At 72.9% G+C, this 21,234-nt stretch carries 17 protein-coding genes; 9 read left to right on the top strand and 8 right to left on the bottom strand.

Annotation, left to right across the window (positions count from 1 at the left end; all coding sequences use genetic code 11):
- Positions 1-176: 176 nt before the first annotated feature.
- Positions 177-1,454, top strand: coding sequence for a hypothetical protein (locus M2163_RS18330; RefSeq protein ID WP_280894486.1), 1,278 nt, complete (start codon positions 177-179; stop codon positions 1,452-1,454).
- Here the strand turns inward: M2163_RS18330 and M2163_RS18325 are convergent.
- Positions 1,381-5,373, bottom strand: a complete 3,993-nt coding sequence (locus M2163_RS18325; RefSeq protein WP_280851717.1) for a CHAT domain-containing tetratricopeptide repeat protein — start codon at positions 5,371-5,373, stop codon at positions 1,381-1,383. The two genes, M2163_RS18330 and M2163_RS18325, sit on opposite strands and share 74 nt — an antisense overlap.
- A 43-nt stretch (positions 5,374-5,416) precedes the next feature.
- Between M2163_RS18325 and M2163_RS18320 the strand changes: the two genes are divergently transcribed.
- Both M2163_RS18320 and M2163_RS18315 read left to right on the top strand, forming a co-directional pair.
- Complete coding sequence (locus M2163_RS18320; RefSeq protein WP_280851718.1) at positions 5,417-5,761, top strand: hypothetical protein; 345 nt, start codon at positions 5,417-5,419, stop codon at positions 5,759-5,761.
- Positions 5,762-5,766: 5 nt separating this feature from the next.
- Positions 5,767-6,672, top strand: a complete 906-nt coding sequence (locus M2163_RS18315; protein WP_280851719.1) for a hypothetical protein — start codon at positions 5,767-5,769, stop codon at positions 6,670-6,672.
- Between the two features lie 532 nt (positions 6,673-7,204).
- On the opposite strand, the gene M2163_RS18310 is transcribed toward M2163_RS18315, so the two are convergent.
- The gene (locus tag M2163_RS18310; RefSeq protein WP_280894485.1) at positions 7,205-7,639 is read right to left on the bottom strand and encodes a MarR family transcriptional regulator; all 435 of its coding nucleotides are present in this window, start codon (positions 7,637-7,639) and stop codon (positions 7,205-7,207) included.
- Positions 7,640-7,731: 92 nt separating this feature from the next.
- Here M2163_RS18310 and M2163_RS18305 point away from each other — a divergent pair, with 92 nt between their 5' ends.
- Both M2163_RS18305 and M2163_RS18300 read left to right on the top strand, forming a co-directional pair.
- A complete protein-coding gene (locus M2163_RS18305) occupies positions 7,732-8,730 on the top strand; it encodes an NADP-dependent oxidoreductase (protein WP_280851721.1) in 999 nt (332 codons plus the stop codon).
- 97 nt (positions 8,731-8,827) lie between these two features.
- Complete coding sequence (locus M2163_RS18300; RefSeq protein WP_280894484.1) at positions 8,828-9,250, top strand: organic hydroperoxide resistance protein; 423 nt, start codon at positions 8,828-8,830, stop codon at positions 9,248-9,250.
- 66 nt (positions 9,251-9,316) lie between these two features.
- Here M2163_RS18300 and M2163_RS18295 read toward each other — a convergent pair whose 3' ends face one another.
- Positions 9,317-10,468 carry a serine hydrolase domain-containing protein gene (locus M2163_RS18295; RefSeq protein WP_280894483.1) on the bottom strand — a complete coding sequence of 384 codons (1,152 nt, stop codon included), beginning with the start codon at positions 10,466-10,468 and terminating at the stop codon, positions 9,317-9,319.
- A 14-nt stretch (positions 10,469-10,482) separates the two neighbouring features.
- On the bottom strand, positions 10,483-13,017 hold the full coding sequence (locus M2163_RS18290) for a M14 family zinc carboxypeptidase (protein WP_280851724.1): 2,535 nt from the start codon (positions 13,015-13,017) through the stop codon (positions 10,483-10,485).
- A gap of 171 nt (positions 13,018-13,188) precedes the next feature.
- On the opposite strand from M2163_RS18290, the gene M2163_RS18285 reads away from it, so the two are divergent.
- Both M2163_RS18285 and M2163_RS18280 read left to right on the top strand, forming a co-directional pair.
- Positions 13,189-14,001 (top strand): EI24 domain-containing protein, encoded by an 813-nt coding sequence (locus M2163_RS18285; protein ID WP_280851725.1) that lies wholly within the window; start codon positions 13,189-13,191, stop codon positions 13,999-14,001.
- Positions 13,985-14,260 (top strand): hypothetical protein, encoded by a 276-nt coding sequence (locus M2163_RS18280; protein ID WP_280851726.1) that lies wholly within the window; start codon positions 13,985-13,987, stop codon positions 14,258-14,260. The genes M2163_RS18285 and M2163_RS18280 overlap by 17 nt, the downstream gene beginning before the upstream one ends.
- Here the strand turns inward: M2163_RS18280 and M2163_RS18275 are convergent.
- Positions 14,208-15,464, bottom strand: coding sequence for a pyroglutamyl peptidase (locus M2163_RS18275; protein WP_280851727.1), 1,257 nt, complete (start codon positions 15,462-15,464; stop codon positions 14,208-14,210). The two genes, M2163_RS18280 and M2163_RS18275, sit on opposite strands and share 53 nt — an antisense overlap.
- On the bottom strand, positions 15,461-16,504 hold the full coding sequence (locus M2163_RS18270) for a LysR family transcriptional regulator (protein WP_280851728.1): 1,044 nt from the start codon (positions 16,502-16,504) through the stop codon (positions 15,461-15,463). The genes M2163_RS18275 and M2163_RS18270 overlap by 4 nt, the downstream gene beginning before the upstream one ends.
- 49 nt (positions 16,505-16,553) lie before the next feature.
- Between M2163_RS18270 and M2163_RS18265 the strand changes: the two genes are divergently transcribed.
- Entirely contained in the window at positions 16,554-16,943 is a 390-nt protein-coding gene (locus M2163_RS18265; RefSeq protein WP_280851729.1) for a RidA family protein, read from the top strand.
- 104 nt (positions 16,944-17,047) lie between these two features.
- Here M2163_RS18265 and M2163_RS18260 read toward each other — a convergent pair whose 3' ends face one another.
- Positions 17,048-17,629: a TetR/AcrR family transcriptional regulator gene (locus M2163_RS18260; protein ID WP_280851730.1), complete on the bottom strand. Its 582-nt coding sequence runs from the start codon at positions 17,627-17,629 to the stop codon at positions 17,048-17,050.
- Positions 17,630-17,732: 103 nt separating this feature from the next.
- On the opposite strand from M2163_RS18260, the gene M2163_RS18255 reads away from it, so the two are divergent.
- Positions 17,733-20,180 carry a glycoside hydrolase family 3 C-terminal domain-containing protein gene (locus M2163_RS18255; RefSeq protein ID WP_280851731.1) on the top strand — a complete coding sequence of 816 codons (2,448 nt, stop codon included), beginning with the start codon at positions 17,733-17,735 and terminating at the stop codon, positions 20,178-20,180.
- A gap of 73 nt (positions 20,181-20,253) precedes the next feature.
- Here the strand turns inward: M2163_RS18255 and M2163_RS18250 are convergent, their stop codons facing one another.
- Positions 20,254-21,225, bottom strand: a complete 972-nt coding sequence (locus M2163_RS18250; protein ID WP_280894482.1) for an aldose epimerase family protein — start codon at positions 21,223-21,225, stop codon at positions 20,254-20,256.
- Positions 21,226-21,234 lie beyond the last annotated feature (9 nt).

The raw sequence follows: 21,234 nt of genomic DNA, 5'->3' as shown, positions 1-21,234 counted from the left end.
TTTCGACACTGCTTTCGACACGGCTTTCGAAGGCGGTTTCGGTGAGATCGGGAAGGATGCCCGAACGGTTCCTGGCGGACCTCTCAACTCGACGCGCCCGAACGGGTAGTTCGACACACAACCTTCACAGGCGTGACTATGAAAGCCACGTGAGAGGAACTTAGTCTTCCCGCGTCATGGACTACTGCGACCCGTGCCGACGGCACCTCAACGGCGCCCTCGCCTGCCCGGGGTGCGGCACCACGATCGAAGCACTGCGCGTGCCCGCCCAGGCCCGGCCGCAGGAGCCCTCGGTGGCTCCGGCGTACGCCGCCTACGGGGTCGCCGAGTCGCAGTACGGCACCGCGAGCGCCCCCGGCGCGACGCCGTACGGGGGAGAGGCCCAGGGCGCCCAGGAGGCCTCCCTGTACGGCACGGGCGGCGCGGGCTACGACACGGGCGGCCGGGCCGACATGGCGTACGGCACGGCGGGTCAGGGTGGTACGGCGTACGGCGCCGGCGGCCCGGCGGGCATGGCGTACGGCGGCGACGTCCGCGAGGGTGCCCCGCACGCGGGTGGTCCTGTGGGCGGAGGGTCGGCGGAGTACGGCTCGACCGGATCCGGCACCGGCTCGGCCGCCGATCCCGACAGCGATGTCACCCCCGCCCAGGGGACCGACGGCACGGCCGAGGGCTCCGTGGAACCCACCGGCGGCCGAGCGTCCCGTCGTCGTGCACGCGGCCGCGGTGGCCGGGGTCCCGTGGAACCCGAACCCGCCCACGACGAGTACGACGCCCACGACGAGTACGAGGGGGACGTCGGGGGCGGCGGGGACGGCGACGAGTCCGACGACCCGGAGGATCCCTCCGGCGGAGCCAGCCGTCGCGATCGCAAAGCCGCGGCGCACCGCCGTCGCCGTCGCCGGACCCTGCTGATCGCCGCGGGCTTCGTGCTCGCGGCAGGCGGTCTGAGCCTCGCGGAGCTGGGCATGGACGCCCCCGGCTCTCCCGCCAAGCCGGCCGCGGCGGGCGGGGAGTCGGCCGAGGGCGGCGCTTCCCCGGAGGCGAGCGCGTCGGCGTCCAGGGCGGCCGACTCCCGAGGGGACCGTTCCCTCCGACTCGCCTTCCCCGTCGGCCTCCGAGTCCCCGTCGCCCTCCGCGTCCGAGAGCGGGGACCCGGACGCCAGCAGGAGTCCCGAAGCCGGTTCGGCGACCACCAGGCCTTCCGGCGCGTCGCCCCCCGCCGCCACGCCCACGTCCACGGGGGGCGGTTCGGCTCCCACGGTCACCCCCACCACCGCTGCACCGAGCCCGAGCCCGACCCCGACGGAGTGCGACCGCTTCCTGTGGTGGTGCACGTAGGGCTTCGCCGGTGCGAAGGCTGCCCTGGGGGTGCCCCCGCTACGGCCCGCTGTGGATCAGCGACGCCCACAGGTGCGGTCGCCCGGGGTGCTCGGCACGCAGGTGCCGGATGACGCGATGGAGCACGGCCGCCGCGTCGTCGGCGGACGGTGTGTCCGGCATCAGCCGGTAGAAGTGCTCGGCCGCCCCGGCCGCGACGCGGTCGTCCAGCGGCCACAGACTCGCCACGACATGCCGGAACCCGGCCAGCTGGAACGCCGAGGCGAGGTGGATGGACTCGTCCGCGTGCCGACGGCCCACATGTCCGGTGGAGCAGGCGGACAGGTAGGCCAGCTCGGCCTCGTGGAGGTCGCGGCGGCCGATCTCCGCGATGGACAGCACACCGTCGTGCAGGTGGAGCCCGCCCTCGGAGGGCGCGTCGGGGTCGGTGCCGGCGTGGCAGGCGAAGTGCGCCCAGTTCGCCTCGGGGAGCGCGCCGGTCACCCGGGCGGCGGTGGCCTGCTCGTTGACGAGCAACGGCATGTCCGGATGGGCCGCGTGCAGGATCGCCGCCTCGGCGGTGGTGGCCGGCAGGTCCGGCAGCCCCGGGGTCCGGTCCAGGGCGACGGTGAGCCGGCGCAGGGCGGTCGCGGCCGGCCGCCCCTGGGCGCGGGCCAGGGCCCGCAGCGTGGGTGTGTACGACGAGACCACCCGGTCGAGCGCCCCGGTCCGGCCCGGGTGCCCGGCCGCGTGCAGCGGCAGCAGCCCGAGCGGTCCGGTCGGCATCCACCACACGCGGGGGAGGACTCCGTCGTCCGGACGGAGCCGTTGTCCGACCGCGTCGAGGACCGGCTCGACCGCCGTGTCCCACAGCCGGCCGAGCACCTCCGTCAGCACCCGCTGCCGGCGCAACTCGCCCGTGAACGAACCGGAGTCGTGCGTCGCCTCCGTCAACTCGGCGGCCCACGCCTCGGCGTCGGCCAGTCGCAGGTCGGGCAGCGGTACCGGCAGCGGCGGCCCGTCGGCGGTGACGACGATGCCGTCGCACCTCTGCAGTCCGGCGTTGAGCAGCACGACCGCCCCGCCGCCGGCCGCCGGCCGCAGCTCGCTCCACGTCGGCGGGAGCAGGAACCGGTCAAGGCCCGGCAGGCGCCGGATCTCCGTCAGGACGGCGTCGTGCTCGTCCCACAGCCTTCTGCGCCGGTCGACGTGGTCGATGTCCTGGCCGTCGTCGGGCGTGGTGGCCATGGCCGGGGGATCCGGGGCGTTGAGGGCCGTGCGGACGCGGCTCAGACGGCGGGCCAGGGCGGGGTGCTCGGCCTCCAGCTCCGCCAGGGGAGTGCGCAGCGCCAGCCGGGACGCCAGCAGGACCGACCGGCCCAGCTCACCGGCCTGGACCGCGCCCGCCGGATCGTCGAGGGCGCAGTGCACGGCGATCGTCTCGCCGACCAGTCCGCGGTTCGCGCCGAGGCGGTACTCGTGGTCCGCCGAGGAGGTCTCCCGCGCCGCGACCGAGGGCAGCAGCTCGACCGCCGTGTCGAACAGCAACCGGGCGGTGCGCAATTCGTCCAGTACGTAGGCGAGGCGGCCCGTCGCCCAGCAGGCGCGCAGCCGGTCCAGCGGGGGCGCCGTCGTGGCCGCGAGCGCTTCCCGTGCCAGTCCGGCGATCCTCGACCGGTCCAGGGCGCCGCCGGTGTCCCACCGCCTCCGGTAACAGGTCGCGAGGAAGTAGATGCGAGCGGCCCGGCCGGGATGGTCGCCCGGGGTGGCCCTGACCGCCTGTTCCGCGGCCTCCACGGCGCGGTCGAGGTCGGACGTGGCGCCGGTCCGCTGGAACCGCAGCCGGTGGGCGTTGCCGAGACTGAACAGGTACCGGGCGCGCTCCGGATGGTCGGCGGGGACCGCGGCGGTCGTCTCCAGGGCCAGTTCGACGGAACGGTCCAGGTCGGCCGGGTCGCCCGAGTGCTCGTACCGGCTCTGATGGGCCCGTGTGAGGTTGAACAGGCGTAGCGCACGGTCGGGATGGTCCGCAGGGGTGGCAGCCACCGCCTGGAGCGCGAGGTCGACGGCGCGGTCGAGGTCGGCCGTGGCGCGGCTGCGCTGGAACCGGTCCTGGTGGACGATCCCGAGGCTGGTCAGGTACATGGCCCGGGCCGGGTGGTCGGCCGGTGTCGCGGCCAGGGCCCGTTCGTGATGCGCGAGGGCCCGGTCCAGGTCGTGCAGGCTGCCGTTGTGCCCGAAGCGCTGGCTGAGCGCGCTGCCGAGGTTGCTCAGGTGCCTCGCACGGCTCGGGTGGTCGTCGGGTGTGGCGGCCACCGCGCGTCGGCCGGCGTCGATGGCCGCGTCCAGGTCGGACGGCTCCCCGACGCGGGTGAACCTGGACCAGTGGATGAGGCTCAGGTTCGACAGGCGGTGGGCGACATCCGGGTGGTCGGGGGGTGTGGCGGCCACGGCCTGTTGCTGATGGGCGACGGCCCGGTCCAGATCGGCCACGTCCCCCAGCTGTTCGAACCGCCCGCGCAGGGCCAAAGCGAGGTTGTTCAGGGCGGTCGCGCGGAACGGGTGATCTGCGGGCGCCGCGGCGACCGACCTCTCCAGACTCTCGACGGCCCGGTGCATGTCGACGGGACGTCCGGTCCGGTCGAATCGCGCGTCGTACGCGGCACCGAGGTTGGACATGAGCAGCGCACGGTTCGGGTGGTCGGAGGGTGTGGCGGCGACGGCCCGTTCGTAGTGCGCGACGACACGGTCCAGATCGCCCGCCTCACCCAGCCGTTCGAACCGCGCGTGGTACGCGACCCCGAGGTTGGACAGGAACGTCGCGAACTGGTGGTGCCCCTGGGGCGCCGTGGCGACGGCACGCCCCAGGTGGTCGATGGCCCGGTCCACATCGGCCAGTTCTCCCAGCCGTTCGAAGCGCGCGTGGTACGCCAGGCCGAGGTTGGACAGGTAGGCCGCACGGTCCGGCGCGTCGTCCGGGGCCGCGGCCACCGCGTGTTCGTGGTGGCCGATGGCCCGGTCCAGGTCCGCCAGGCTGCCGGTCCGCTCGAAGCGGGCCTGGTAGGCGACGGCGAGGTTGGACAGGGTGGTCACTCGGTACGGGCTGCCGGTGTGGGTGGCGGCCCGCTCCCCGAACCCGATGGCACGGTCCAGGTCCGCCGGCCGGCCCGCCCGTCCGAACCGGGCCCAGTAGGCGGTGCCGAGGTTGGTCAGGATGGTCGGCAGGTGAGGGGAGTCGGCGGGGTTGCCGGCCAGGGCGCGCTCGCCGGTGTCGATGGCGCGGTCCAGGTCCGCGAGGTGCCCGCTTGCTTCGAAGCGCCGCAGATGACATGTGGTGAGGTTTGTCAGGGCCGTCGCCCGGTTCAGGGGGTCGCCGGGGTTGCCGGCCAGGGCGCGCTCGCCGGTGTCGATGGCGCGGTCCAGGTCCGCGAAGTACCGCGTCCTCTCGAAGCGAAACAGGTAGCCCGAGGCGAGGTCGGTCAGGATGGTCGCGAGGCGCGGGGAGGCCGCGGGGGCCGCGGCCAACGCGCGTTCGTCCATGTCGATGGCGCGGTCCAGGTTCGCGTGGTGCCCGGTCCGCTGGAACCGCATCAAGTGGCCCGTGGCGAGGGTGGCCAGGTAGAACTCTATGTTCAGCTCGGCGCCGGTCGCGACGACGGCCCGTTCCCCGAACTCGATGACCGCGTCCAGGTCGTCCGGGTTCCCCGCCCGCTGGAACCGCAGGAGATGGGTGACGCCGAGGTTGCCCAGGATCAGCGCGGAGTTCGGGTCACCGGCCCGGAGGGCGGCCACGGCCTGCCGCCCGATGCCGATCGACTGCTCGGCGTCGTCCTCCCGTCCCGTCAGCGCGTACAGCGCCCGGTGGGTCTCGGCGAGGTTGTACAGGCGGGTGGCACGGTACGGGTGCTCCGGCGGTGTCAGGGCGACGACGTTCCGGAACAACGGGACACACCGGCCCAGCAGGACCGTGTCCCCGGCCTGGGTCGCGCGGTTCAGAAGGTCGACCGCCTGGTCGTTCAGCTGACCCGGATCAAGCCGGTGGTCGGAGGACATCGACCATGAGACTATCGGCCGACTGACGGAAGGGGGAGCCGTGGTGGACGCCGAACGATCGGCCCTGACCACGCTGTGCAGGGAGTTCGACGCGCTGATCGGCGAGACCAGGCTCCACACCGCGGCACGTCAGCAGCTGCTGGAACGGATCGTGGCCGAGGCACGGGCCCGGCGCCCGGTGCTCACTCTGCTGGGCCAGTTGCTCAACACCGACCGCGAGACCACCTTGCGCACCCTCGCCACGGGACTGCCGGGCGCCGGGCCGGGCACCGCCCGTCAGGAGAACTTCCGCTGCCCGGACGGAGCCTGCGACCGTACGGCGGTGCCGCCGCCGGCGGGTGCCCTCCCGCGCTGCGCGGTACTGGGCCGTGTCATGGAGCGGGGGTAGCGCAAGTGGGCGGATTCCTCCAGCAGTTGGCCAAGACACTGGCCGACCGGTGGATCAGCCTGCTCGTGCTGCCCGGGGCGTTCTTCCTCGGCGCGGTCTGGCTCGCCGTCCAGCTCGGCCACGCCGACGCGTGGAACGTCGCGCTGCTGACCCGGCGGGCCGAGGACACCATGGCCGAGGTCGCGGACCTGCCGAGCGGGGCGCAGGCACTGCTCGTCGTGGCCGTTCTGGCGGCCGCCTCCGGGGTGGGCTTCGTCGTGCAGACGCTGGCGGCGGTCACCCGACGGGTCTGGCTGGGGCCGTGGCCCCGCCCGCTCGCCCGGGTCGCGGCGGCGCGTACGGCACGCCGGCGTGCGCGGTGGTACCGGCTCGTACAGGAACGCCGGGCGCTGGAAGCCGTGAGCCCGGCCGTCCGCACCCGCGAGCGGCAGGACCGCATCGACGACGTGGCCCGGCGCATCACCCGGCTGGCCATGGCCGAGCCGGGCAGGCCGACCTGGATGGGGGACCGGATCCACGCCGTGGAGTCCATCGCCCACCACCGCTACGGACTCGATCTGACCTACGGCTGGTCCCGCCTCTGGCTGGTGCTCCCCGACTCCGCCCGGACCGATCTCACCGCCGCGCACTCGGCGTTCGCCGCCTCGGTCGCCACCGGGACGTGGGCCGTGCCCTACCTGCTGCTCACCGTGGTGTGGTGGCCGGCCGTGCTGGTCGCCGCGGGCATCGGCCTGACCGGATGGGCCCGTGCCCGCGCCGCCGTGGCCGACCTCACCACGCTGACCGAGGCCACCCTCGACGTCCACGGCCGTACGCTGGCGGCCGCACTGGGAATCGGCGACGAGACCACCGGCCCCCTCACCATCAGCGAGGGCGAACACATCACCGACCTCATCCGCAAGGGCCGCTAGCCCCCGCGCTCCGCCCGACCCCACTTCCGCGCAACCCCCCGAACCCGCGCCGACCGCGGGCGGTTGCCCGGCTTTGGTGGGGGCGGTCGGTCGAGGCTTGGCTGCGGGCTCCGGGCCGGGTCTGATCGGCTGCCGCTTGGCCTCAGTTGCGGCAGTGATGCGATGCGTGTTCCGGACAGTGGCCCGGCCTTTGTCGGGGCGGTCGGTCGAGGTGTGGCTGCGGGTACCGGGCCGGGTCCGGATGGCTGCCGCTTGGCTTGTGTTCCGGTTGCCGTGCGATGCGGTCGCGGGTAGTGGCCCGCTTCTGTCGGGGCAGTGGCCCGATGGGTTCTTGCGGGCGGCCGACCGGGTCCAGCCGGCAGCCACCGGGGCCTTCTCCCGGCAGTCGCCCGGACCCTTTTGGCAACCGTCACTCCCCGTTCCGACAGTCGTCCGCCCCGTTCCGGCAACCGTCACTCCCCGTTCCGACACTCGTCCGCCCCGTTCAGGCAGCCGCCCCCGCGCCGCCCGCGAAGCCCCCCGAGCGGCCCCGTCACGCGTCCCGCATCCGCCGCAGCAGATTCCGCAGTGACTCCCGCTCCTCCTGGGAGAGCCCTGCCAGTGGCTCGCGCGCGAAGCGCAGGCCCTCCCGCAGTTCCCGGGCCACCTCCAGCCCCGCCTGGGTCGCCGCCGCCACCTTGACCCGCCGGTCCGCGGGGTCGGGGCGCCGCTCCACCAGCTCGCGGGCCTCCAGCCGGTCGACTATCCCGGTGACGTTCGACGGCTCGCACTTCAGTTTCTGGGCCAGTTTGCGCATGGGCAGCGGCTCCAGGGAGAGCAGACTCAGCAGCCGCGCCTGCGCCCCGGTGAGGGCGTGCTCCGCGGCCGCGTCCTCGTAGTCCGAGTAGAAGCGGGCCACCACGTCCCCGATGAGCTCCACCACTTCCAGGGTGAGCGCATCGGGCCGGGTCTTGTGAGGAGTGGGCATGGGGTCAAGGGTACCCCTTTACTTGACAACCTGAAATATTCAGAGGCATGGTTGTTTAAGGTACTGAAGTAAATGGAAAGGTCGCAGGCATCATGATCAACCGCGAATGGCACCTCGTCTCCCGCCCGGTCGGCTGGCCCAAGCCCGAGGACTTCGCCCTGGTCGAAGCCGAGGTCCCGACCCCCGGTGAGGGCCAGGTGCTGGTCCGGAACAAGTACCTCTCCGTCGACCCGTACATGCGCGGCCGCATGAGCGCCGCGAAGTCGTACGTCGCCCCCTTCGAGCTCGGCAAGGTCATGCAGGGCGGCGCGGTCGGCGAGGTCGTCGAGTCCCACGTGGACGGCATCGCCGTCGGCGACCACGTCCTGCACTTCCTCGGCTGGCGCGAGTACGCGGTCGTACGCGCTGAGAACGCCGTCAAGGTCGACGCCGACGCCGCGCCCCTGTCCACCTACCTCGGCGTCCTCGGCATGACCGGCCTCACCGCCTACGCCGGCCTGCTGCGCACCGCCTCCTTCAAGGAGGGCGACTCGGTCTTCGTCTCCGGCGCCGCGGGTGCCGTCGGCAGCCAGGTCGGCCAGATCGCCAAGCTCAAGGGCGCCTCCCGGGTCATCGGCTCGGCCGGCTCCGACGACAAGGTCAAGCTGCTCGTCGAGGAGTACGGCTTCGACGCGGCCTTCAACTACAAGAACGGCAAGGTCAGCGAGCAGCTCCGCGAGGCCGCCCCGGACGGCGTCGACGTCTACTTCGACAACGTCGGCGGCGACCACCTGGAGGCCGCCATCGGCTCCCTCAACCAGGGCGGCCGGATCGCCGTCTGCGGCATGATCTCGGTCTACAACAACACCGAGGCAGCCCCGGGCCCGCGCAACCTCGCCCGGCTCATCCAGACCCGCGGCCGCATCGAGGGCTTCCTGGTCGGCGACCACTACGACCTCCAGCCGCAGTTCGTCTCCGAGGTCGGCCCCTGGGTCGCGTCCGGGCAGCTCAAGTACCGCGAGACGGTCGTCGAGGGCATCGAGAACAACCTGGAGGCGTTCCTCGGGGTCCTGCGCGGCGACAACACCGGAAAGATGATCGTCAAGCTCTGACCCCTGCCCGGTGTTTCCGTCATGCGGTAACTTCTTTCCGAATCCCGCCGTCGATCGTGGGCGCGAGTCGCGGTGGACCGAGGAGGAAGACAACCGCATGCCGGAAATCCAGCAGTCCGACGTCCTGTACACGGCCGTCGCCACCGCCGAGAACGGCCGCGACGGCCGTGTCGCCACCGACGACGGCAGGCTCGACCTGGTCGTCAACCCGCCCGTGGAGATGGGCGGCAGCGGCAAGGGCACCAACCCCGAGCAGCTCTTCGCCGCCGGGTACAGCGCCTGCTTCCAGGGTGCCCTCGGCGTCGTCGCCCGCCAGGAGAAGGCCGACATCTCCGGCTCGACGGTCACCGCGAAGGTGGGCCTGGGCAAGAACTCCGACGGGTTCGGCCTGATCGTCGAGATCTCGGCGACCCTCCCGCAGCTCGACGCGCAGACCGCCCGCGCCCTCCTTGAGAAGGCCCACCAGGTCTGCCCGTACTCGAAGGCGACCCGCGGGAACATCTCCGTGACGCTCGTCTGACGGAGCCCGCCGGTCGTACGGGACGGAGGCGGCACCCCTGGACGTGGGGTGCCGCCTCCGTTCCCGTCAGAGCGCGAGCGCTGCCGTGTGCACGGCCCGCACGAACCGCTCGTTCTCCGGCGCCGCCCCTCCCGGGAACGCCATCCGGCGGCGGGTGTAGCCGTAGGACAGGCCGCTGCGCGGGTCGGCGAAGGCCTGGGAGCCGCCGGCGCCGCTGTGACCGAAGGAACCGGCCCCGAGACAGGGGTGCCACATGTCGGCCGTGGCCTGGAAGCCGAGGCCGTAGGACTTGTGGGCCCGGGCCACCAGGTCGTAGCCGACGGAGTGGATCTGGCCCACCTCCGCGATGGTGTCCGGCTTCAGCAGCGGGGGCCGGTCGGCGACTTCGCTGATCGCCGCCGCGTACATCCCGGCCAGACCCCGCGCCGCCGCCACGCCGCCCGCCGACGCGGGCCCTTTCGCGCGCACGGCACGGGAGTTGGCGTAGCCGACCAGGTCACCCGGGTCCGGGACCTGCTGGTTGAAGGTGATCGCGGCCAGGGTGTGCGGGCCCGTCGGTGTCGTGTCCAGCAGGGCCTGCTGCGTGGCCGTGGGCGCCATGGGCTGCACCGAGCGGTAACGGGGTTCCAGGGACTCGGGCAGCCCCAGGTGGAAGTCCAGTCCGTACGGAGCCCGGATCCGCTCCTCGTACACCTCCTGGAGCGTGCGGCCGGTGGCCCGCCGCACGATCTCGCCGGTGAGGGCGCCGATCACGAGCGCGTGGTAGCCGAAGGCCGTGCCGGGGCGCCAGAACGGCTTCTGGTCCGCGAGCCGTTCCGCCACCGCCCGGTCGTCCGCCAGTTCCTGAGCGGTGAAACCGCCGTCCAGCCCCACCACCCCGGCCCGGTGCGCCAGCAGTTCCCGCAGGGTCAGCTGGCCCTTGCCCTCGGCGGCGAACTCCGGCCAGTAGTAGGTCACCTTGCGGTCCAGCTCCAGGGTGCCCTCCTGGACGAGGAGCGCCACCACCAGATGGGCGGCACCCTTGGTCGACGAGAACACGCCGTAGAGGGAGTCCGGCCCCACGCCCTCACCGGCCCACAGGTCGACGACCCGCCTGCCGTGCACATACGCGCTCAACTGCCCCTCGTAGTCGGGCCGTTCGCCCGCCACGAAAGCGGTGAACTCCTCGCGCACCGCTTCGAAGCCGTCCGCGACGGTGCCGTGGATCTCCTGCGTCATCCGCTCTCCTCAACTCAGCCGCTGCTCGCGCGTGCCATGGTGAACAACGCCCGTCCGACCTGGGCGAACTCCCCCTTGGGATGATCCCGGAAGAGGGGCTCGGTGCCGAACAGGACGGCATGCGGGCCGCTGACGACCGACGCCCGCCCGGCCGCGGCGGCGGGACCGCCCGAGCCGTCCGGCAGGGACCGCCAGTGCCCGGAGACCAGCGGGTTCCCGGTGGCGTACGCCTGTTCCACCCGTACGCCCGGCCCGAGGCCGGTGAACCACACCGGTGCGTAGACGAACCCGTGATCAGGTGCCCCGGCCGTCACCGGGCCCGAATTCACCACCCGCACCACGCCGTTGGCGTCCCCGTTGCCCTCCACCGGCTGCGCCGCCAGCAGCCCGGTGTCCGTGCTCAGCGCGGCCCCGACGGTCCCGCGCCCGACGAGCCCGTGCCCGGCGCCCAGGAAGGCGTCCAGGGCCGTACGGGCGCCGCTGGTGAGGGCGTCACGGTCCAGCCCCGCCGACACGAACAGCACGTCCACCGACGACCAGTCGAAGCCGGCGTTCAGGACGGCCGTCGAGACCGGGGTGACCTCGAACTCCATCTCCCGCAGCGCGAACAGCTCGCCGGGGGTCACGGCGGCGGCCACGCGGGTGCGGCGCAGTTCCGCCGTGCCCTTCTGCCGCGTCGCGTCGAACACCACGTCGTAGGTACGAGCGGCCCCGGCGGCGAGGGCCCGCGCCGCCGCGGGCACGATCGCACTGCCGTCGGCGGCCCGCCGTACCGCAACGCCCTGCCGGAGCAGCGAGTTGAGGGCCGCGATCTCCTGCGGGTCGGTCAGCCGCAGCCGCAGGTCGCCGCGCGGGGCGACGGAACCGACGTGCGCGGCGGCCGCGACGGGCCGCAGGTCCGCACCGGCCAGGCTCCCGGAGCGCACCGGTGCGACCGTCGCGCCCCACAGCCGGCCCAGGCTCCAGCCCGAGATGTCGTACATCACCGAGACCTTGTCGCTGATGTCCCGGCCGTCCGCGAGCAGCACGTTCGCCAGGCCCCGCTTGGGCTGGCGCATGTCGACGACGTACGAGCCCTTCGGGTACGTCCGTCCACCGAGCCTCAGGTCGCGGCTCGCGCGGCCGACGCGGACGTCGTTGGCGAGGAGGTGGTCGACGAGCCGGGCGGAGGCCGTCGAGCCGGACGGGATCACGTACGCGCGGGGGAAGTCGGTGGTGTACACGTCCTCGGGTCCGATGCCCGGCACCCCGGGGACCGTCTCGGCAGACACCGGCACCTGGGCGGCCCCCGCTGCCCCGCGCCGGAAGACCTCGATCTGGTCGGCGATCAGCGAGGTCCGCCTCTCCCGGACGAAGTCGAGGGTCGCCGTGACGGCCGCCTGCGCGACCGCCGTGTTGATGGCGGAGCGCCGTCGCAGCTCCGCCACGGGCAGGCTGTCGTAGAGGGAGTTGTTGACGGCCAGCGGGATCTCCACGGTGTGCGCCGCGACCGTGCCGTGGAAGGCCGCGTACTGCGGGGTGAAGATCGGAGGCCAGTCGTCCCAGCCCTCCTCCTGGTCCCGGAAGGGGATCTGCGCGGGCTCGACGCCGTCCTTGGCGGGTGTGTAGCCGAGGCCGTTGACGGCGGTCTCCATGCCGAGCGCGTTGGCGTAGGTGTTCTTCAGGAAGAGGTCGTACTCGTAGTTCTCGCCGTGCGGGGGAGTGGTGGGTTCGATGAGCGTGCCGTTGACGTAGCCGTGCAGGTCGAGCATGACGGCCGGCTGCTTGTCGATCTCGATCTGCCGCATCGCCCGCGTCTCGGGCTGCGAGGCGGTCACGAAGTCCCGGTTGAGGTCGAAGCCGTTGGCGTTCGCCCGGGTGCCGGCGATACGGCCGTCGGGGTTGGCGGTGATGTTGAAGTACAGCCGGGAGTGGGCGAGCAGGTCCCGGGTGCGCCGGTCCCGGGCCGTCGCGAGCCGCTCGACGACCTTCAGGGAGGCGTCCGTGCCCTCCCACTCGTTGCCGTGGATGTTGTTGTTGAAGAAGACCGGCGTCTTGTAACCCGCCTTGATCTCCTTCGACTTGGCGGCGGTCGCGGGCGCGTTCTCGATGAGCTCGCGCATCCGCTCCTGGGCGCGGGCCTGGGCGGTGGTCTCCGGGGCGGTCACGGTGACGAGGTAGAGCCGGTGCCCGCCCGCCGAACGCCCGGCGACCTCGACGCTCACCCGGTCGCCCAGCCGCTGGAGGGCGTTGAGCCTCGGCGCGATCGCGTGGTACGGCGTGAGGCCCAGCTTGACGGACCGGTCGGCCGGGTTCTCGGGGTCGGGGGTGAGGACCTGCTCGCGGGGATAGCCGCGGGTGGTGTCGGTGAGGCCGGTGACGGGGGCGGTGAGCGACCGCCGGGCGGCGCTCTCCGGGGCCCGGGCCAGCCCCTGGTCGTGGGCGCGCTCGCGGGTGGGGGGCTTGGGGGGCTCGGGGTCGGCGCTCGCGCTGGTCGGGGTGAGCAGCAGCGAGCCGGCGAGGGCGATGAGCAGGACGGGTCTCGCAGGAACGGTTCTCGTGGTGTGCACGCGTACCTCCTCCGGGGCTTCCTGAGATCGGTACGGCGAGATGTACCTGTTCGACTCAACCGCAACAAGAGGGAGTTCGTGGCGCGGATGCCCCGGATGGCGCAACTCGGGTGCCCGGGCCGCGCATACGGCCGTATCCGCAGCTGGAGAGCCACCCGATAGGGTGCGGGCATGCGTGATCTCGGGGCGGGCTTCCACTATCTCCTCAAGGGCCAGCGGTGGGTGGCCCGGCACGGCAGGCAGTACGGCTTCGGGCTGATCCCGGGCCTGATCACCCTGGTGCTGTACGTGGCGGCGCTGGTGGCCCTGGCGAACTGGGGCGAGGACGTGGTGTCCTGGGCGACCCCGTTCGCCGGTGACTGGTCGAGCCCGTGGCGGGGCCTGTTCCGGGGCTTCCTGACCGCTGTCCTGTTCGCACTGGCCCTCCTGCTGGCGGTGCTGACCTTCACGGCGGTCACCCTCCTGATCGGCCAGCCCTTCTACGAGAACCTCTCCGAGAAGGTCGACCGGGACGTCTCCCCGGACGGCACGGCCCCCGAGTCCGGTCTGCCGCTCTGGCGCGAGCTGTGGATCTCGGCGCGCGACAGCGTGCGCATCGTGGTCCGGGCCGCGCTGTGGGCGGTGCTGCTCTTCGCGCTGGGCTTCGTCCCCGTCATCGGCCAGACCGTGGTCCCGGTGCTCGGCTTCTTCGTGACCGGGTTCTTCCTCACCGAGGAACTCACCGCGGTGGCACTCCAGCGCCGCGGCGTGGACCTCCGAACCCGGCTGACCCTCCTGCGCTCCCGCAAGACCCTGATCTGGGGCTTCGGCACCCCCCTCGGCCTGTCCTTCCTGATCCCCTTCGTCGCGGTGTTCCTGATGCCGGGCGCGGTGGCGGGGGCGACCCTGATGGCACGGGAACTGCTGGGAGAGGAGACGCGGGACGGGGACGAGGAGGGCGACGAGCCGGACGGGGAAGCCGTATCCGGTGAACTCGGCGCCTGAGCCCACGATCCGCCCGGCGACGCGCACGGACGCGGACGCGGTCTTCCGGCTCCTGCGCGACTTCGCCACCACGTGCCGTCCCGACCCCGCCCGCCACGGGACCGTCACCTTCCCCCAGGTCCTGCGGGCGGCCGCCGAGAGCCGGGCCGGGGTCCCGGTCGCCGACTTCTACCGCCGGCTGGACTCCACCAGGACGGCGGCCTGCCTCAAGTGGCCTGCTCCACCGCCACCACCACGATCGCCCGCACCTGCGCGATGATGTCCAGCCGGTTCTGCACGAACCCCGGATCGGTCACCGTCCCCGTCGCCGGATCGGTGTTCCCCGTGCCGAACTGCAGTACCGGCGTGTGCACATGACCGCCCGGCAGTTCGTCGTGCCGTCCCAGCCGGTCGCGCAGCAGGGTGACCCGGTAGGCGATCTCGTTGGACAGGTAGTCCCCGCCGCCGCCCGCCCGCGCGGTGGACCCCGGGGTCGGCCCGTCCGGACGCACGACGGGCTGTGTCCCTCCCGCGGGGATCTCGGTCACGCTCGTGTTGTCGTAGACCGGGAAGCGCCCGGTGTCCGCGTCCACGATCGCCTTGTACGGCAGCGTCGTGGTCGTCCACTGCGGCTGGGTGGCCGGATCGGTGACCGGCACCGTCCCCGTCACCCCGATGTTGTCGTTGTCCGCGAACCCGCCCCGCCAGGCCCCGTTGGTCCGCTCGACGTCGAACCGGCCCACCCGCCCCTGACTGACGGTCGTGAAGAGATCCACGTGCTTCAGATACGGCCGCAGCGCCCGCTCCACGGTCTGGTCCGTGAAGTCCTGCCACCGCACCGGGAAGACGACCGTCTCCACCCGCGCCGGCCCTTCCGCCGTCTCGACCACCGTCCCGTCGAGGGCCAGCGCACTGGCCCCGGACGGATTCGAGATCCGTATGTCCCGGTCCAGCGTGAACGGATCGAACCCGGTGACGAGCACCCGCTTCAGCCGGTCGCCCCCCGGGTACCGCACGGACGTCTGCCCCCGCGAAGTCCGCTCCAACTCACCCAGCAGAGCGGCCCGTTGGCGGTTCGTGAGCCCGAATCGCGGCTCCCAGGTGCGCACCGCGCGGGTCATCCCCAGGCGCGCCCAGTACAGGGGCCGGTCGTCGTCCCGGCTCAGGTCCCCGCCGGCCGGCCCCCGCCCCTGCGCCCGGTCGACGGCCCGCTTCCACAGCGCGGCCCCCTGCCGTACGACGAGCTTGTGCGCCTGCCCGTAGGAACGCGCCGAGCCGAGCGCCCGCGTGAAGCGCTGCGGGACGGCGTCGAATCCGGACCGTTCGAGGATCTCCCGCGGCACGGCCCGGTCGAGCCGCTGTTCCTCCACGGTGGGCGAGGGCGCGGCCGGTGCCGTCGCCGCGCTGGCGGAGGCCACCGGCCCCGCCAGCAGGGCCAGCAGGGCCAATTGGGGAACGCCGATCCGAACACGTAGGAATGTCAAGGGAGTTCAGGTCCTTCCGTCGCTGTGGGGCGCGCGTGGTGCGGGACGTCGGCAGTATCGCGTGACGGAAGGGGGCCACGCCATGGGGACGAGGCGCGGGCGAGCCGCCCCGCGGCCTCCCGCAGCGACTCCACGAACGCCGCCACGGCCGGTGAGACCGACCGGCCCCGCGGCGTCGCCGCGTACACCGCCCGAGCCGGAGCCCCCTCGTCGAGCACCGGGAGCAGCACCACGTCCGGCCGTACGGCCTCCGCGGCGAGTGCCGGGACCAGCGTCACCCCCAGCCCGGCGGCGACGTAGCCCTGCTTGGCGGTCCACTCGCCGACGACATGGGCGATCCGCGGCCGGAAGCCCTGCCGCAGGGCCGCGTCGAGAAGCGTTCCCTCGGGCCGCGGGCTCCCGGAGATCCAGTCGGCGTCCGCGAGCCGCCCGAGCCGTACCGGCCCGCCGCCCTCGTCCAGGAGCGGATGCCCGGCCGGCACGGCGACGTACAGCGACTCGTCGAGCAGATGGCTCAGTTCGTACGCCGACAGCGGTGCCCCGCCGGTCGTGGAGACGACCGCGAGGTCCAGGCGCCCCTCGGTGAGCCGGTCCAGCAACGACGGCGTGAGCCCCTCCTCGCGGGAGACCCGCACGCCCGGCCGGCGGGCGCGGAAGGCGCCGAGGGCGTGCGGGACCAGGGCCGCGTCCGCCGTGGGGAACGCCCCGAACCGCAGCCGCCCGCCCGCCGGTTCCCGCAGCGCCGCCAGCTCGCGCGCGGCCCCGTGCAGCGCCCCGGTGACGGTCTCCGCGTACGGCACGAGCACCCGCCCCGCCTCGGTCAGCCGGACCCCCCTCGGCAGCCGGTCGAACAGCGGCGCCCCGCCCAACGCCCCCTCCAGCGAGGCGATCTGCCGGGACACGGCCGACTGCGTCCAGCCCAGCGTGCGCGCGGCCACGGTGAACGACTCGTGCCGGGCGACCTCCAGGAAGACCCGCAGCCAGACGGTGGCGAGGTCGGGAGGGAGATCCGTGTGATGCGGTTTCGGCATGGCAGCCATGCTGGACATTCGCTTGTCGCATCACAAGGGCGGACCTAGCGTCGAGGCCATGCGGATCACTCTGGACAACCCCGTCGGCGCGCCCCAGCCCCTGAGCCCCTACTACTCCCAGGTCGCCCGGGTCGAACAGGACGGCGGCGGCGCCCTGTTGTTCGTCTCCGGGCAGATCGCCGAGGGCGCCACGCTCGCCGAGCAGTCCCGGGGCGTCTTCGAGACCCTCGCCGCCCTCCTCGACGCACACGGCGCGAGCCTGGCCGACGTCATCAACATCCGCACCTACCTCACGGACATCTCCGAACTGGAGCAGTACGGCGCCGTACGGCGGGAGTTCCTCACCGGCACCCCACCCACCAGCATGACCTTCGAGGTGCCCCGGCTGTTCAGGCCGGAGGCGCTGATCGAGGTCGAAGTCGTGGCGGCGGTGTCCGCGGGCGGGTGATACTGCGGGTCGTCGTCCTGTGGGCGCTGTTCGGCCGGGCGTTCGCCCTCGCCGCCGTCTGTGCGCTCAGCAAGGCTCTCGCCGTCGCCTGGAGCCAGTGAGCCTCAGCCCGCCGGCTCGCCCAGCAACCGCAGGAAGTCCCGGAACGCACCCGGCATGTCCACCGACTCCGGGTCCAGCAGCCACTGGTACTGGAGGCCGTCCATGACGGCGACCAGCAGCGGCGCGGTGCGCTCCGGGCTCAGTCCGTTCGGCAGGCGGTCGCCGTATTCGGTGCGCAGGGCCGCCGCCATCGAGGCGCGCACCCGGGTGTAGCGGTCGGTGAAGTACTCCCTGGCCGGGTGCCCCTCCGTCACGCTCTCGCCGAGCAGCGCCGAGAAGGTCTGGATGATGCCGGGCCGCATGGCGTTGTACTCGACGAGCGAGGCGAGCAGGTCGACGCGCCAGCTGCCGTTCGGCACGGCGTCCCACTTGTCCCGCTCCTCCAGCACCGCGACCAGCAGCGCGTCCTTGGTCGGGAAGTGGTGCAGCAGCCCCTGCTGGGTCAGCCCCACCCGCTCGGCCACCGCGGCCAGGCTCGCGCCCCGGTAGCCGCGCTCGGCGATGACCTCCAGAGCCGCCCGGACGATCTCGCCCCGGCGCTCCTCGCTTCTCGTCCTGGCGCTCATGGCGTCACCGTACGACATGCCCCACCCGCTTATGTAACAGCAGAATAACGAAACCTACCGCTCGCCAGGTAATGGATGCACGATGTGAGGACCGCACGGACTTCAACGAGGAGGCACCGCCATGGCGGCATCCGAGGACCCCGAGGGCATCACCCCCGCCGACCAGGCCCGTGAGGCGGCCGTCGAGGCGGCGCTGGCCGCACTCGACCTCGACGCCAAGGCGAGGCTCCTCTCCGGCCAGGACATGTGGACCCTGCCCGCGCTCCCCGGGATCGGCCTGGCCTCCCTCGTCATGTCCGACGGCCCGATCGGCGTCCGGGGCGTGCGCTGGAGCGCCGACGACCCGTCGATCGCCCTGCCCTCCCCGACCGCGCTGGCCGCCACCTGGGACCCGGAACTCGCCCGCCGGGCGGGCGTCCTGCTCGCCCAGGAGGCCCGTCGCAAGGGCGTCCACGTCCTGCTCGCCCCCACCGTCAACCTCCACCGCTCCCCGCTCGGCGGCCGCCACTTCGAGGCCTACAGCGAGGACCCCCTCCTCACGGGACGGATCGGCGCCGGATACGTCACCGGTGTGCAGGAGGGCGGTGTCGGCACCACCGTCAAGCACTTCGTCGCCAACGACGCCGAGACCGACCGCTTCACGGTGAACAACCTGGTCTCCGAACGCACCCTGCGCGAGCTGTACCTGGCACCCTTCGAGCACATCGTCGACAACGCCCACCCGTGGGGCATCATGACCGCCTACAACACGGTCAACGGCACGACGATGACCGAGCACCACCACCTGGTCAACGAGGTCCTGCGCGGCGAATGGGGCTTCGACGGCTGCAACGTCTCCGACTGGATGGCCGCCCGCTCCACCAAGGGCGCCATCGAGGGCGGCCTCGACGTCGCCATGCCCGGCCCGGCAACCGTCTACGGCGAAGCCCTCGCCCGGGCGGTGCGCGACGGCGAGGTCGAGGAGAGCTCCGTCGACACCGCCGTACGCAATGTGCTGCGGCTCGCCGCCCGTGTCGGCATCCTGGAGGGCGCCGAACCCGTCGTCACCGACCTCCCGGACCCGGTCGACGGCATCGGGCTGGCCCGCGAGATCGCCCGCCGCGCCTTCGTACTGGTCCGCAACCAAGGGGCGTTGCCGCTCAGGCCGGGCGCGGTCGCCCTCATCGGCGCCGCCGCCCGTGACGCGCGGGTCCTCGGCGGCGGCTCCGCCACCGTCTTCCCGGACCGGGTCGTCTCCCCGCTCGACGGCCTCACCGCCGCCCTCCCCAAGGGCACCCTGACCTACGCCGTCGGGGCCGACCCCAACACCGAACTCGCCGTCGCCGACAAGGGATTCACCCTGCGGGCGGTGTGCCGGGACGCGGCGGGGGACGTCATCGGCACGGCGTCCGCCCCCAACGGCCAGATCCAGTGGATGGGCACGGACCTCCCCGAGGGCGTGACCCACGACCGGCTGCACAGCGTCGAGTTGACGGGCACCTTCACCCCGCGCGAGAGCGGCTCGCACACCTTCGGCATCAAGGGGCTCGGCGCCTTCAGGCTGGTCGTCGACGGCACGACGTACTACGACGACGTCCAGAGCACCGACAAGGATGACCCGTTCGTCACCTTCTTCGGTGCCCCCGAGCCCCGCGCCCGGGTCGAACTGACCGCGGGCGAGCCGGTCGAGGTCTCCCTGACGCACGCCGTCGTCCTCCCGGACGACGTGCCGATGAAGGTCGTGGCGTTCACCCTCGCCCACCAGGACCCGCGGCGCGACCCCGACGAGCTGATCGCCGAGGCCGTCGAGGCGGCCCGGAACGCCGACACGGCCGTCGTCGTGGTCGCCACCACCGAGCGCGTCGAGTCCGAGGGCTACGACCGCCGGGACCTCACCCTGCCGGGCAGCCAGGACGAACTGGTCCGCGCGGTCGCCGCCGCCAACCCGAACACCGTCGTGGTCGTCAACTCCGGCTCCCCCGTGGAGATGCCCTGGCGCGAGGACGTCGCCGCCGTCCTGCTCGGCTGGTTCCCCGGCCAGGAGGGCGGGGCGGCCCTCGCCGACGTGCTGACCGGCGCCCACGAGCCCGGCGGCCGGCTCCCCACCACCTGGGGCGCCCTGGCCGACGCCCCGGTCACCCGGGTCGTCCCCGAGGGGGGCGAACTCCCTTACAGCGAGGGCGTGTTCATCGGATACGCCGCCTGGGAGAAGGAAGGCCGCACCCCGGTCTACCCCTTCGGCCACGGCCTCGGCTACACCGACTGGACCTACGAGTCCGTCGAGGTCCGCGGCACCACCGTCCGGGTCCGGCTGCGCAACTCCGGTGCCCGGGCGGGCCGCGAGGTCGTCCAGGTCTACCTGGCGCCCGCCGAGCCCGACGCCGAGCGCCCGGCCCGCCGGCTCGCCGGGTTCGCGGGGGCCGAGGCCGGCCCCGGCGAGAGGGTCGAGGTCACCGTCCGGATCCCGCGCCGGGCGTTCGAGATCTGGGACGAGAAGACCTCATCGTGGTCGTATGTGAAGGGTTCGTACGAAATCCAGGTCGGGCGCTCGATCGGGGACCGCCGGGTCACCGCGACGATTAACGTCTGATCACAGGGGGCAGAGCCCTCTCACAAGCAGCCCCGGCCCGGGACCTGACCCCTGGGCCGGGGCTCGTTCGTCCCTAGCGGCTGGAGAAGCGGTACACCGTCTCGGAGCGGTAGACCTCGCCCGGCCGCAGCACCGTGCCCGGGAACTCCGGGCGGTTCGGGGAGTCGGGGAAGTGCTGGGTCTCCAGCGCGACGCCGTCCCCGGGCGAGAAGGGCTCGGTCAGATGGTCCGCGGTGTAGAGCTGGAGCCCCGGCTCGGTGGTCGCCACCGTCAGCACCCGCCCGGACGCGGGGTCGTACAACTCGGCGACCTCGACGGCCTCTGCGGTGAGCCCCTTGTCGAGCACGAGGTTGTGGTCGTAGCCCGCGCCCACCTTGCGTGCCTGACGGAAGTCGAACCGGGTGCCCTCGACCTCCTCGATCCCGGTCGGGATGAGATCCGCGTCGACCGGGGTGAAGCGCGAGGCGTCGACGCGCAGTTCGTGCCCGCCCGCGTTCCCGGACCCCGCCAGGTTGAAGTAGCTGTGGTTGGTCAGGTTCACCAGGGTCGGCGCGTCGGTGACCGCCTCGTAGGAGATCCGCAGCGCACCCGACTCGTCCAGGCCGTACGTCCCCGAGACCTCAAGGCGCCCCGGGAAGCCCTCCTCGCCGTGCGGGCTGACCCGGCTCAGCCGCACCCCGTGCTCACCCGCGGGCTCCATGTCCCACACCCGCTTGTCGAAGCCGCGCTCGCCGCCGTGCAGGGAGCCCGGCGCGTTGTTGGGCGCGAGCGCGTACGTCACCCCGTCCAGCTCGAAGCGGGCGCCCGCGATGCGGTTGGCGTACCGCCCGATGAAGGCTCCCAGATACGGCTCCGGGTGCTCCAGGTACCCCTCCAGGCCGGCGAACCCCAGCACCACGTCCGCCGTCCGCCCGTCCCGGTCCGGGACCTCGACCGACTGCACGATCCCGCCGTACGACAGGATCCGCACACGGACACCCGCGCGCTCCAGGGTCCAGCGGTGCACCGGGGTGCCGTCGGGAAGGGTGGCGAAGAGTTCGTTCATGTGCGGAAC

The organism is Streptomyces sp. SAI-135 (assembly GCF_029893805.1).
Taxonomy (GTDB): Bacteria; Actinomycetota; Actinomycetes; order Streptomycetales; family Streptomycetaceae; genus Streptomyces.
The sequence above is the reverse complement of the archived record's forward strand: the minus strand, read 5'-3'. Positions and strand labels throughout refer to the sequence as shown.

Coding starts and splice junctions, on each gene's coding strand:
- M2163_RS18330 (WP_280894486.1), top strand. CDS start 177: ATGGACTACTGCGACCCGTGCCGACGGCACCTCAACGGCGCCCTCGCC.
- M2163_RS18325 (WP_280851717.1), bottom strand. CDS start 5,373: ATGTCCTCCGACCACCGGCTTGATCCGGGTCAGCTGAACGACCAGGCG.
- M2163_RS18260 (WP_280851730.1), bottom strand. CDS start 17,629: ATGTCGTACGGTGACGCCATGAGCGCCAGGACGAGAAGCGAGGAGCGC.
- M2163_RS18250 (WP_280894482.1), bottom strand. CDS start 21,225: ATGAACGAACTCTTCGCCACCCTTCCCGACGGCACCCCGGTGCACCGC.
- M2163_RS18270 (WP_280851728.1), bottom strand. CDS start 16,504: ATGGCTGCCATGCCGAAACCGCATCACACGGATCTCCCTCCCGACCTC.
- M2163_RS18300 (WP_280894484.1), top strand. CDS start 8,828: ATGCCGGAAATCCAGCAGTCCGACGTCCTGTACACGGCCGTCGCCACC.
- M2163_RS18265 (WP_280851729.1), top strand. CDS start 16,554: ATGCGGATCACTCTGGACAACCCCGTCGGCGCGCCCCAGCCCCTGAGC.
- M2163_RS18305 (WP_280851721.1), top strand. CDS start 7,732: ATGATCAACCGCGAATGGCACCTCGTCTCCCGCCCGGTCGGCTGGCCC.
- M2163_RS18255 (WP_280851731.1), top strand. CDS start 17,733: ATGGCGGCATCCGAGGACCCCGAGGGCATCACCCCCGCCGACCAGGCC.
- M2163_RS18310 (WP_280894485.1), bottom strand. CDS start 7,639: ATGCCCACTCCTCACAAGACCCGGCCCGATGCGCTCACCCTGGAAGTG.
- M2163_RS18295 (WP_280894483.1), bottom strand. CDS start 10,468: ATGACGCAGGAGATCCACGGCACCGTCGCGGACGGCTTCGAAGCGGTG.
- M2163_RS18285 (WP_280851725.1), top strand. CDS start 13,189: ATGCGTGATCTCGGGGCGGGCTTCCACTATCTCCTCAAGGGCCAGCGG.